The sequence below is a fragment of the Pseudomonas sp. GL-B-12 genome, from assembly GCF_019955895.1.
Taxonomy (GTDB): domain Bacteria; phylum Pseudomonadota; class Gammaproteobacteria; order Pseudomonadales; family Pseudomonadaceae; genus Aquipseudomonas.
In genome coordinates, this window is record NZ_JAHBCX010000018.1 from 22247 (window position 1) to 34778 (window position 12532).

11 protein-coding genes are annotated in these 12532 nt (G+C 61.5%); 3 read left to right on the plus strand and 8 right to left on the minus strand.

The genetic code is table 11. The features are described 5' to 3' along the window. The first annotated feature begins 311 nt into the window (after positions 1 to 311). Positions 312 to 1241 carry an AraC family transcriptional regulator gene (locus KGA85_RS11175; protein WP_223532184.1) on the plus strand — a complete coding sequence of 310 codons (930 nt, stop codon included), beginning with the start codon at positions 312 to 314 and terminating at the stop codon, positions 1239 to 1241. An 80-nt stretch (positions 1242 to 1321) separates the two neighbouring features. Here the strand turns inward: KGA85_RS11175 and KGA85_RS11180 are convergent, their stop codons facing one another. The 6 genes from KGA85_RS11180 to KGA85_RS11205 form a co-directional block, all read right to left on the minus strand. After that, positions 1322 to 2377, minus strand: a complete 1056-nt coding sequence (locus tag KGA85_RS11180; RefSeq protein WP_150757246.1) for an ABC transporter ATP-binding protein — start codon at positions 2375 to 2377, stop codon at positions 1322 to 1324. A gap of 18 nt (positions 2378 to 2395) precedes the next feature. Next, positions 2396 to 3244 (minus strand): ABC transporter permease, encoded by an 849-nt coding sequence (locus KGA85_RS11185; protein WP_223532186.1) that lies wholly within the window; start codon positions 3242 to 3244, stop codon positions 2396 to 2398. Beyond that, entirely contained in the window at positions 3241 to 4149 is a 909-nt protein-coding gene (locus tag KGA85_RS11190) for an ABC transporter permease (RefSeq protein ID WP_046042160.1), read from the minus strand. The genes KGA85_RS11185 and KGA85_RS11190 overlap by 4 nt, the downstream gene beginning before the upstream one ends. A 165-nt stretch (positions 4150 to 4314) precedes the next feature. Beyond that, entirely contained in the window at positions 4315 to 5418 is a 1104-nt protein-coding gene (locus KGA85_RS11195; protein ID WP_223459601.1) for an extracellular solute-binding protein, read from the minus strand. Positions 5419 to 5635: 217 nt separating this feature from the next. Continuing rightward, entirely contained in the window at positions 5636 to 7084 is a 1449-nt protein-coding gene (locus tag KGA85_RS11200; RefSeq protein ID WP_223459603.1) for an aldehyde dehydrogenase family protein, read from the minus strand. Next, positions 7081 to 8718, minus strand: coding sequence for a 5-guanidino-2-oxopentanoate decarboxylase (locus KGA85_RS11205; RefSeq protein WP_223543117.1), 1638 nt, complete (start codon positions 8716 to 8718; stop codon positions 7081 to 7083). The genes KGA85_RS11200 and KGA85_RS11205 overlap by 4 nt, the downstream gene beginning before the upstream one ends. Before the next feature lie 159 nt (positions 8719 to 8877). Between KGA85_RS11205 and KGA85_RS11210 the strand changes: the two genes are divergently transcribed. Continuing rightward, entirely contained in the window at positions 8878 to 9759 is an 882-nt protein-coding gene (locus KGA85_RS11210; protein ID WP_223459607.1) for a LysR substrate-binding domain-containing protein, read from the plus strand. Positions 9760 to 9874: 115 nt separating this feature from the next. On the opposite strand, the gene KGA85_RS11215 is transcribed toward KGA85_RS11210, so the two are convergent. Both KGA85_RS11215 and KGA85_RS11220 read right to left on the minus strand, forming a co-directional pair. Continuing rightward, on the minus strand, positions 9875 to 10489 hold the full coding sequence (locus KGA85_RS11215) for an NAD(P)-dependent oxidoreductase (protein WP_223459609.1): 615 nt from the start codon (positions 10487 to 10489) through the stop codon (positions 9875 to 9877). 46 nt (positions 10490 to 10535) lie between these two features. Next, entirely contained in the window at positions 10536 to 11414 is an 879-nt protein-coding gene (locus KGA85_RS11220; RefSeq protein WP_223459611.1) for an MBL fold metallo-hydrolase, read from the minus strand. A 114-nt stretch (positions 11415 to 11528) separates the two neighbouring features. Between KGA85_RS11220 and KGA85_RS11225 the strand changes: the two genes are divergently transcribed. Continuing rightward, positions 11529 to 12434, plus strand: coding sequence for a LysR family transcriptional regulator (locus KGA85_RS11225; RefSeq protein WP_223459613.1), 906 nt, complete (start codon positions 11529 to 11531; stop codon positions 12432 to 12434). Positions 12435 to 12532 lie beyond the last annotated feature (98 nt).

Below are 12532 nucleotides of genomic sequence, written 5' to 3' on the forward strand. Positions count from 1 at the left end.
AGCCGGGGGACGGGCTGCGACAGGATCAAAGGTTAAGGGCCGCGACGCCTGTCTCGTTAGTCGATTCCTGCCGGCGCGTTGCACAATCCTGCGAAACTGCATCGACAGCCTGTAACAAGCGGTAAAACCCTGTCACGGTTCTGCCACACGAGTTTCAAGCAAGTTTTTCAGGCACAGGGCTCTAGTGACAACACCGCCGGTCGACCCCGAGCAGAATCAGGCAAGCATTTGACAGGATGTGTCTACCGCTGCCACTTGCACAAACTTATGCTCTGCTCCATTCCTTCCATGCCTTGCCGAGGATGCCTCGCATGTCGTCGCTCGATCACTTTCAAGCCCCGCTGGACACCGACATGGAAAAGCAGCGTGCGGAACTGGCGGCGATCATCCGCCGCAACACCGCCGAAGATGGCAGTTATGCCACGGCCATCGGCTCGCTGTTCATGTCCCGCCACAGCCAGTCCCACGAGTTCGCCCCGGTGCTCGCGCAACCGGCGCTGTGCATCATGGCCCAAGGGCGTAAGGAAGTTCAGTTGGCCAACGAGTACTTCAACTACGACCCGTTGAACTACCTGGTGGTCTCGGTCTCGATGCCGCTCAGTGGACGGGTGGTGAATGTCTCGGCCGAGGAACCGATCATGGCCTTGCGCCTGGACATCGACCCGGCGGAAATCACCGCACTGATCGCCGACGCCGGGCCCCTCGGCGTGCCCACCCGGCCGACCGGGCGCGGGCTGTATGTCGAAAAACTCGACAGCGCGATGCTCGACGCCGTACTGCGCCTGGCACGGTTGCTGGACACGCCAAAAGACATCGCCATGCTGGCGCCGCTGATTCGCCGGGAGATCCTCTATCGTCTGTTGCGCAGCAAACAGGGGCATCGGTTGTACGAAATCGCCATCGCCAACAGTCAGAGCCATCGCATCAGCCAGGCGATCAAATGGCTCAATGGCAATTTTGAACAGCCGTTGCGCATTGATGATCTGGCGAAGGAAGTGAACCTGAGCGTGTCGACGCTGCATCACCGCTTCAAGGCGATGACGGCGATGAGTCCGTTGCAGTATCAGAAGCAGTTGCGCCTGCAGGAAGCACGCCGGCTGATGCTGGCCGAAGGACTGGAGGCTTCGGCGGCGGGGTATCGGGTCGGGTATGAAAGCCCGTCGCAGTTCAGCCGTGAGTACAGCCGGTTGTTCGGGGCTCCGCCATTGCGGGATCTGGCGCGGTTGCGGTTGACGGTTTGATCCGGATCCGGTGGTGCGGCTACTGATGCCTTCGCGGGCAAGCCCGCGAAGAGTCCAGTTCAGGCAATACAAGCCTTGGATCAGGCCCCGAGTACCCGGCAAGCCTCCACCGGCAAGGTCACCGACACCGGATGACCAACGCTCAGGCCAAAGCCCTGGCACGGCGTGCTCAGCGCGGTAAACGACACCCCGGAACACTCCACCGTGGTCTCGATGGTCGCGCCGATATCGCGCACGAACGTCACCTTGCCCAGCAAGCGGTTGCCCGCGGTCGCCTGCGGAGCCGACAGTTGCAGGTCTTCCGGGCGAATCAGCATCTTCACCTTTTCACCGGCCACAATGCTGCTGCAGATCGGCACCTGCAGCGCATCGCCGCCCGGCAAGCTGACCTTGCCGTTACCCAGCACCGTGGCCGGGAAGATGTTGCCCGAGCCGATGAAGTCCGCGACGAACTCGTTGGCCGGATGGCGGTAGATCTCGATCGGCGTGCCCACCTGCTGCACCTTGTGCTCACCCAATACGACCACGATATCGGCCATGGTCATGGCCTCGCGCTGGTCGTGGGTCACCATGATGGTGGTGATGTTCAGGCGCTGTTGCAGCTGACGGATTTCCACCTGCATCGACTCGCGCAGCTTGGCATCCAGTGCCGACAGCGGTTCGTCGAGCAGGAGGATTTTCGGGTGCGAGGCAATCGCCCGGGCAATCGCCACGCGCTGGCGTTGGCCGCCGGACAGCTTGGCCACCGGGCGATTGATCATCGCTTGCAGCTGGATCAGCTCAAGCAACTCCACCACCCGCGCCTGCTGATCGGCCTTGCTGACCCCACGCAGTTTCAGCGGATAGGCGATGTTCTCCCCGACCGTCATGTGCGGGAACAACGCCAGGGACTGGAACACCATGCCGAAGTTGCGCAGGTGCGCCGGGGTGTTGCCGATGTCTTCGCCGTCCAGGCGGATCTCGCCGCCGGTCAGGGTTTCAAGGCCGGCGATCATACGCAGTAAGGTGGTTTTGCCGCAGCCAGAAGGGCCGAGGAAACACACCAGTTTGCCCTCGGGCAAATGCAGGTTCACATCCGTTACCGCGCAGGCCGAGCCGTAATGTTTCTCGACGTTTTCCAGAATCAGACCAGACATGTGAATCACCTCAAGAAATCAGAACGAAACGCCACCTTCACCAACCAGTTTTTCGAGTGCCCAAATCAGGACAAAGTCGATCAACACGATCAGCACGGCAAACGAAAATACGGTTGGGTCGAGCGAAGACACGGTGCGGCTGTACATCCAGATCGGCACGGTCATGACGTCGATGGTGTAGAGGAAATAGGTCACAGTGAATTCGTTGAACGAGACGATGAACGCCAGCAGCATGCCCGCCAGGATCCCCGACTTCATCAACGGCACCACCACATCGACAATCGCCCGCAGCGGTGAAGCACCGAGCATTTGCGCGGCCTCTTCGACTTCGCTGCCGATGGAGAGCATCGCCGCCGTGCAGTTCTTCACCACGAACGGCAACGCGAGGATCACGTGGGCAATCACCAGGCGCGAGGTGGTCATGTGGAACGGCAGGCTGTCGAACACCAGCAGCAACGCCAGACCCAACACCACCATCGGGAACACCAGCGGCAACGACATCAGTTGCAGCGCCACGGCCTTGCCGCGGAACTCGCAACGAGTCAGCGCGTAGGCCGCCGGCACCGCGATGATCGTGGCGAAAATCATGGTCAGGCACGACACCAGCAGGCTGGTGCTCATGGCCTGGCCGAGGCTCAGTACATCACTGGCGTCCGGCGACACGAAGGTGTGCCAGGCGGCCTTGTACCATTGCAGGCTGTAGCTGCTCGGCGGGAAGTCGAGGTTCGACGCGCCGCTGAACGACATCACGATCATGGTCAGGATCGGCAACACCGCCAACAGCAGGATGAAGCCCGAGAGGATGCCGGCAAACTTGCCGGTATCACCCGGCAACAGCGACTGGCGCTTCTTGATCAGGGTACTCATTGCGAAGCCTCCAGCATGCGGCGACGGCGGCCAGTGATGTATTCGGACAGGGTCATGATCGCGAGGGTGGTGACGATCAGCACCACACCGGCAGCGGATGCGGCGGGCCAGTTCATCAGCGGGGCGATCTGGTCATGCACCATCACCGCCAGCATCGGCACGCGCCGGCCACCGAGCAGCAAGGGCACCACGAAACTGCTGGCGTTGTAGGCGAACACCAGGGTCGCACCGGTAATGATCCCCGGCAGACTCATTGGCAATACCACTTGGCGGAACACCTGGAAGCGACTGGCGCCGAGGGTGGCAGCAGCTTCTTCGTAACTGCGGGCGACGCCGCGCATGGCGCTGGCAATCGGCAACACGGCCAGCGGGAAGGCGGTTTGCACCAGGCCCATCAACACGCCGTTCTGGTTGTACAACAGCATGATCGGGCGCTTGATCAGGCCCAGGCCCATCAGGGTCTGGTTGAGCATGCCACCGGGGCCGAGGATCACCAGCCAGCCGTAGCTTTGCAGAAGCAGGTTGACCAGCAATGGCAGCAACACCGCCGCAAGGAAGATCCGGCGCACGAACGGCGAGGTCAGGCGCGACATGGTGTAGGCCACCGGGATCGCCAGAATCACTGCGATCACCGCGCTGATCAGCGCCAGGCGCAGGGTCAGCATCAGCGACTTGAGGTAATAGGGTTCCAGCAACTGGGCGTAACTGGCCAGGCTGAACCCGGACCATTCCGCGCCTTTGGTGCCCACGCTCATGCGCAGTACCAGGAGGCTCGCGGCAATCAGTACGCCAAGAAACAGCATCGACGGCGAGAGGAAAAGCCAGGCGCGCGTCGTTGGCGAAACACCCCGAGCGGCGCGCACGGGGGCGGCACTCACCGGATGAGTCAGAGGTTGGTGTTCCATAGCAAAGGGTCTCGTCAATGGAGGATCAATGGCACACGGAAGCGGGGTGTCAACCCCGGCCCCTGTAGGAGCGAGCTTGCTCGCGAAGGACGTGAAGGCGCCGCGTTCATTCAGGCAGCCCTCGTCATCGTTAACGTCCATCGCGAGCAAGCTCGCTCCTACAGATCAGGAAGAAAAGATTTCCGTGTAACGACGAATCCATTGGTCATGCACAGTCGCCAGGAAGGCGTTGTCGTGCATGATCGCCTTCTCGGCAATCTGCTCCGGCGTGAGGATGTACGGGCTCTTGCGTGCTTCGGCGGAGATGATCGCCTTGGCGTTGACCGGGCCGTTGTAGATGTCTTCAGCCATCTTGCCCTGCACCAGCGGGTCCAGGGAGTGGTTGATGAAGGCGTAAGCCATGTCGGTATCGCCCGGACGGTTCTTCGGCATCACCGAGAGCATCAGGTCGGTGTAGAAACCTTCCTTCATGCCGAACGTGGCGCCCAGGCCGTAGTTCGGATCGCGGATCTGTTTCGGGAAGAAGGCCGGTGCGTACAGGCCGCCCATGTCCAGGGAACCGGTGCGGAACAGTTCGGCGATCTGGTTCGGGTTTTCGCCCAGGGTCACCACGCGATCTTTCAGCTCGGCGAGTTTCTTGAAACCAGGCTCGATGTTGTGTTCGTCACCACCGGCCAGTTTGGCGGCGATGATGATCAGGTCCATGGCCTCGGTCCAGTTCGGCGGTGGCAGGAAGATGTTCGGGGCCAGTTCTGGATCCCACAGGGCCGCGTAGCTGTCCGGCGCTTGTTTCTGGGTGCGGGTGCTGTAGACCAGGCTGTTGCACCACAGCAGGTAACCGATACCGTGGCCATTGGCGCCGGTGCGGTATTTCTCCGGTACATCGACGAGATTGGGAATGCGGTTGAGGTCGGGTTTTTCCAGCAGGTTGGCGGCGGCCAAACCTTCGGCACCGACGCCTGCCAGGGTGATGATGTCGTACTGCGGACGATCACCGCCGGCCTTGAGCTTGGCGACCATTTCCGAGGTACTGCCGGTGCGGTCAGCGATGACCTTGCAGCTGTACTTGTCTTCGAACGTCGCGGCGATGTTGCGCAGTGCGGCCAGGCCGGTGTCATCGGACCAGGTCAGCAAACGCAGGGTCTTGCCGGCAAAACGTGTGTCGCTGGCATTGGCCTTGATGAACGGCATGCTCATGGCTGCCGCTGCAACCGAGGCTACGCCCACGGTCTTGATAAATTGACGTCTGTTCAGATCATGCTCGCCCATTACGGACTCCCTTTGTTTTTGTAGGTATGAGGCAGGTCGAAACTGTTGCATCCGCGCGGCCGGACCAGCGTTAGCCCTCGTATTTTCGGGGGCTTGGCTGAGCCAGCGAGTTCATCCTGAGGTCGTGTAAAACACCTGACTATCGATAAAAACTCATTGAAGCCATGACGCCAGCGCATGCCTCAACAGGAGGCATGCACTCACCTTTTTCGTGCCTTCAGACAGCCCGAATCACGTGTTTGATTTCCTGGAAAGCCTGCAAGCCCCACGGGCCCAATTCGCGGCCGATGCTGCTCTGCTTGTAGCCGCCCCAGGCGGTCTGCGGGAAGATCACCTGCGGCGCGTTGATCCACACAAGCCCCGCCTGCAAAGCGTTGGCGACGCGGTCAGCGGTCTGTGCATTGCGCGTCACCACACTGGCGACCAATCCAAATTGACTGTCGTTGGCCAGGGCAATCGCCTCGGCTTCAGAGGCAAAACTGCGCACGCAGATCACCGGGCCGAAAATCTCTTCACACCACAGCGCACTGTCGAGGGGCACTTCGGTGAAAACCGTCGGCTGCAAAAAATATCCGCGCGGCAGGTCGGGCGGGCGATTGCCACCGCAAACCAGTTTGGCGCCGGCACTCAAACCGCGATCGATGTGACCGAGCACGCGCTGGTATTGCGCCTGATTGACCAGCGCGCCCATTTCCACGTTCGGATCGAACGGGTCGGCCACGCGAATGGCTTCGGCACGGGCCTTCACACGGATCAGGAATTCATCGGCCAGTTCATCGGCGACCAGCACGCGGCTGGTGGCGGAACACATCTGCCCGGCGTTGAAGAAACCACCGCCACAGGCCACTTCCACCGCCAGATCGAGATCGGCATCGGCCAGCACCAGCAGCGAGGATTTGCCGCCCAGCTCCAGGCTCACGCCCTTGACGGTTTCAGCCGCCCGTTGCATGACCTGCACGCCGACCGCGTTGCTGCCGGTGAAGGAAATTTTCGCAATGCGCGAGTCAGCCGACAGGGGCGCGCCAACCGCGAGGCCAGTGCCGCACACCAGGTTGAACACGCCCGCAGGCAACCTGGCTTCAGCGATGATTGCCGCCAGCTCCAGTTCCGGCAGCGGCGTCACTTCCGAAGGCTTGAGCACCACGCAGCAACCGGCGGCCAGGGCCGGCGCGAGTTTCCACGCGGTGGTGACCATCGGGAAATTCCACGGCACGATCAGGCCGACCACACCGCACGGCTCACGGCGCAGGCGAGCGCTGAAATCGTCTGTCGGCAGCTCAATGGCGCTGTCCTGTTTCGCGTCCAGGCCTTCGGCCAGACCGGCGTAATACTCGAACGTGGCAATCACGTCATCGACGTCGATCGCGGCTTCGAATTGCGGCTTGCCGTTGTTGCTCGACTGCAAGTGCATCAACTTTTCACGATTGGCCTGCACGCCCGCCGCGATTTTGCGCAGGATCGCACCGCGTTCGGCACCCGTGGTTTTCGACCAGTCGGCGAACGCCTGGGTCGCCGCGCTCACGGCTTGATCAACCGCACGCTCATCGCCGCCATTGACGGTGGTCAACAGGGCTTCTGTCGCCGGGTTGATCACGCGCAAGTGTTCGTTGCCGGCCAACCATTGGCCGTTGATGTACAGGCCATCCAGGGTCGTAGGGAAGCTCATTTCGACACCGCCTGCATCCACTGGGTCTGGTCGATTTCAATCAGGGTCGGGCCCTGGCGATCGGTGGCGACACGCAATGCGCCGCGCAGTTGCTCGACACTGCTGACCGCTTCGGCGGCGCAACCCAATGCCTTGGCCACACCGATGAAGTCCGGGGTGTAGATGTCCACGCCGACCGGCTCGATGGCGCGGTTGACCATGTATTTCTTGATCTCTTCGTAGCCCTGGTTATTCCACAGCAGCACGATCACCGGGGTGCGCGCTTCAACGGCACTGGCCAGTTCCGGCAGGGTGAACTGCAGGCCACCGTCGCCGATCAGGCACACCACCGGAGGACGCGCGCCACCTTCGACGCTGCCACCCAGCCAGGCGCCAATCGCCGCCGGCAAGGCGTAGCCGAGGGTGCCGTAACCGGTGGACGAGTTGAACCAGCGACGCGGACGCTCCGGATTGAACGTCAGGTTGCCGGTGTACACCGGCTGGGTCGAATCGCCGACGAATACGGCGTTCGGCAATTCATGCAGAACGGTTTCGAGGAAGCGGGTCTGGGCCAGGGTCGGTGCGTCCCAGGTCGCGGCCAGGTCTTCGCGCAGACGAGCAGCACGTACTTGCCCCCAATCGTTGCGACGCTCGGCCAGGGATTTGTGCGACAGGGCACTGAGCAAAGCCTGGGCGGCGTTACGCGAGTCGGCCACCAATGCCACGTGCGGCGGGTAGTTGCGCACGGTCTGGTCCGGGTCGATATCGACGCGCAGCAACTTGCCAGGAATTTCGAAGCCACCGGCGAAGGTCACGTCGTAGTCGGTCTCGGCCAGTTCGGTGCCGATGGCCAGTACCACGTCGGCCTCGGCGACCAGCGCACGGGTGGCGACCAGGCTCTGGGTCGAACCGACCAGCAACGGGTGGCCGGAGGCGAGCATGCCCTTGGCATTGATGGTCAGGGCGACCGGCGCGTCCAGCAGTTCGGCCAGCTCAGTCAGCTCGACAGCCGCGTCGATGGCACCGCCACCAGCGAGAATCAGCGGACGCTTGGCGCCGGCCAGCAAATCGGTCATGCGCGACACAGCACTCGGCGAAGCACCGGCGCGGTCGATGTTGACCGGCAGGCTGCTGAGCAGGTCATCGGCTTCTTCGACCAATACGTCCAATGGAATTTCGATGTGCACCGGACGCGGACGGCCGGCCTGGAACAGTGCAAAGGCGCGAGCCAGCACGCCCGGCAATTCCGACGCCGACATCAGGGTGTGGGAGAACGCCGCCACACCGGCACACAGTGCGCCTTGGTTCGGCAGCTCATGCAGCTTGCCGCGACCGCCGCCCAACTGGCTGCGCGATTGCACGCTGGAGATCACCAGCATCGGGATCGAATCGGCATAGGCCTGGCCCATGGCGGTGGTGATGTTGGTCATGCCTGGGCCGGTGATGATGAAGCACACACCCGGTTTGCCGCTGGTGCGGGCGTAGCCGTCGGCCATGAAGCCGGCGCCCTGTTCATGGCGCGGCGTGACGTGGTTGATGCTCGAACGGGCCAGCCCGCGATACAGCTCCACGGTATGCACCCCCGGAATGCCGAACACCTGCTCGACCCCGTAGTTTTCGAGTAACTTGACCAATACTTCGCCGCACGTCGCCATGTCTTTGCCCTTTTTGTTCGTTTGAGACGCCGGGCGTGCGCTGTGTTTATGATGGATTCGCAGGCCCGGGAATGGCCTCATTGGAACGGGCGACACGTAGCCGCAACAATGGATAAAAAGTCATACTAGCCATGTCCTCACGTCATACCTTGGATCCCAATGAAACGACTGCCTCCCCTGCCGGCGCTACATACCTTTCTGATTACCGCGCAGTGCTGCAACTTCACCCGGGCCGCCGAACAGCTGCACATCACCCAGGGCGCGGTGAGTCGGCAGATCGCCGGGCTGGAAGATCATCTGGGTTATGAGCTGTTCATTCGCCTGGCCCGAGGCCTGGACCTGACAGCCGAGGGACGGGAATGGCTGCCACGGGTCCAGCAGATTTTCGGCCTGATCGACGAGGCCGTTGAACAGATCGGCGAGAAGCGCGAAACCCTGCAACTCAAGGCACCGACCTGCGTCATGCGCTGGTTGCTGCCGCGTCTGTTGCAATGGCAACGGGAACGCCCGGACGTGCCGGTGGAACTGACCACCACGGTCAAGCACGGGGTGGATTTTCATCGCGAGCAGTTCGATGCGGCGGTGATGTATGGCGCACCGCCGGACGATTCATTGATGTCGCAAAAACTCTTCGACGAACAACTCACGCCTGTGTGTTCCAGACCGATACTCGAAGGCCCCATGCCCCTGCAGACACCGACCGATCTGCAACAGCACCTGCTGCTGCACCCGACCCGCGATGAACGGGACTGGAAGGCCTGGTTGAAAGCGGCGGATGTGCATTTGACCAATGTCGGCAAGGGCCAGCATTTCGAAACATTGGACCTGGCGATGTCGATGGCTTCCCAGGGAACGGGGGTGGCGATTGGCGATTGGTCGCTGATCGGCGATGACCTGAACGCCGGGAGGTTGGTCATGCCATTCGAATTGAAGGTGACAACAGGACTGGCGTATTACCTGGTGTTCCCCGAAAAACCCGGGCCTTCGCCGAAGTTGATGGAATTGATGGGCTGGTTGGTGGAGCAGGCGCAGAGCCGCTGAAAAGCTTCGCGAGCAAGCCCGCTCCCACAGTAGATCTCTCGTGAACACACTATTTGTGTACGACGGTGATCAAGTGTGGGAGCGGGCTTGCTCCCGAATGGTTTAAACCACGCCATCAATAACCGACTGTAAACCGCTGTCGCGAATGCTTCGGCGCTTCCACTTCGTCGAGCATTGCAATCGCGTAGTCGGCAAAGGTAATCCAGCTGCGCCCTTCACTGCTCACCAGCAAATCATCCTGACCGAGGCGGAATTTCCCGGTGCGCTCTCCCTCGACAAATTCGGCCGATGGCGACAGGAAGGTCCAGTCCAGATCCCGCTCTTCACGCAAGTTTGCGAGGAATTCGGCACCGGCACTGGCCTCTGCCTTGTAAGCCTCAGGGAAACCTTCGCTATCGATCACTCGAGTGCCATCGGGCAATAGCAGCGAACCCGCCCCGCCCACCACCAGCAGACGTTTGACCCCAGATTTTTTCACCGGGCCAACGACTGCGCTGGCAGGTAGCGTGGCGAAATGCGCCGCGCTGATAACCACGTCATGGCCCGCAATTGCAGCTTGCAACGCAGCGGCATCAAGGGCATCGACGGCCTTGCTGACCACACCTTCACGAGGGTCGATTTTCGATGTGTCGCGGGCGATGGCGGTAACGCTGTGACCGCGACGCAGGGCTTCTTCCAGCAGTTGGCTACCGGCACGACCGGTGGCACCGATGATTGCGATTTTGCTCATGACGTTCTCCAGTGGGTTGAGCTTCTTGGATTTCAGTTGAGGCGGGTTACCACTTCATCTCGCCCTTCGCGACCTTGGCGCTCAGCTCCAGGGAGCTTTCATCACCCAGGGTCGGGAAGCGTTTTTTCATCGCCGCGATCAGCGCGGCAGAATCCTTGGCCTTGGCGGTTTCTTCGTCGAAGGCTTTGATGTAAGCGGCGGTGGACTGCACGGCTGCCAGGGAGCGATCGCTCTCACCAAGGTAATGACCCGGCACCACGGTCTGCGGCTTCAGGGTTTCAATGGAATGCAGCGTAGCCAACCAATCGGCATGGGACTGTAGCGTTTGCGTGTCAGCCATCCACACGTGGATGTTTTGCGCCACCACGACACCACCAACCACGGCCTTGATCGACGGAATCCACACAAAGCTGCGATCCGGCTGCGGGCCCTCAAGACCAATCACCTGCAACTTCTGCCCTTCGAGGATCAGGCTGTCGCCCTTGAGTACCTGTGGCACGATGGTTTTAGCCGGCACATCGGCACCCATTTTCGGGCCCCAGAACGCCAGTTTGCCGTCGACGGTTCGCTTGATGTGGTCAACGGTCGGTTGCGAGGCGAGGACCTTGGCCTTGGGGAACGCGGCCGTCAGGGTATCGAGGCCGAAGTAGTAGTCCGGGTCACCGTGGCTGATGTAGATGGTGGTCAACTGCTTGCCGCTGGCGCGGATTTTTTCCACCACCTGTTCGGCCTGGGATTTGCCGAATTGCGCATCCACCAGGATCGCTTCTTTCTCGCCACTGACCAGCACCGAGGTCACCGGGAAGATGGCTTTTTCGCCGGGGTTATAGACATCCAGCGTCAGGGTCGAGGCGGCTGCATGGGCGGCGAAACCGAGGGCGGCGCCTGCCAGCAAAACCCGCTTTAAAGTGGTGAAACCGATCATCTGTTGCTCCGTTGTCCAAATGCCTTGTTTGGCGATGGAACAGAGCTTAGTTGCCTGACTCAGTACAAAAAATGCGATGCTTGAACATAGTTTGTTTCTGAAAGCGGGCAAATCATGGATCGTCTTCAAGCAATGCGCGTGTTCGTCACAGTGGTCGACCTCGGTAGCCAGTCGGCCGCCGCCGATCATCTGGAGCTGTCACGGCCGGTGGTGTCGCGGTATCTGGCGGAACTGGAAGACTGGGTCGGCGCGCGCCTGATGCATCGCACCACACGCAAGTTGAGCCTGACCGCCGCCGGCAACGAGATCCTGCCCCGCTGTCGGCAGATGCTCGATTTGTCCACCGACATGCAAGCCGCCGTCAGCGAACCGGATGACGCACCACGCGGCCTGCTGCGGATCAGCGTCAGCACCTCATTCGGCCAGGCGCAACTCGCCGATGCCATGGCCGCCTATGTCCGACGCTACCCCGGCGTCAGCATCGACATGCAGATGCTCGACCGCACCGTGAACCTGGTGGATGAGCGCATCGACCTGGCGATCCGCACCAGCAACGATCTGGACCCGAACCTGATCGCCCGCCGCCTGACGGTTTGCCGCTCGGTGATCTGTGCTTCCCCCGCTTACTTGCGCGAGCATCCGGCGCCACAACGGGTCGAGGAACTGAGCCTGCACAATTGCCTGACCCACTCCTACTTCGGCAAAAGCCTGTGGCATTTCGAGCAGGACGGCGAGCAGGTTTCTGTACCGGTGCAGGGCAACATCAGCGCCAACGAGGCCAGCACGCTGCTGCGCGCAACGATCGCCGGTGCCGGGGTGGCGATGCTGCCCACGTACCAGGCCGGCGTGCACATTCACAGCGGCGAGTTGATTCGCCTGCTGCCGGCGGCCGAACCCCGGCAAATGAACGTGTATGCGGTGTATGCCTCGCGCAAGCACATGCCGGCGGCGTTGCGCAGCTTGCTGGATTTTCTGGTGCTTAGATTTCCGGAAGAACCGGAGTGGGATATCGGCCTGTGACCGGATCGAAAATGTGGGAGCGGGCTTGCTCGCGAAGAGGTCGGTACATCCGACGTAGATTTTGCGCGTGAAATACCGCTTTCGCGAGCAAGCCCGCT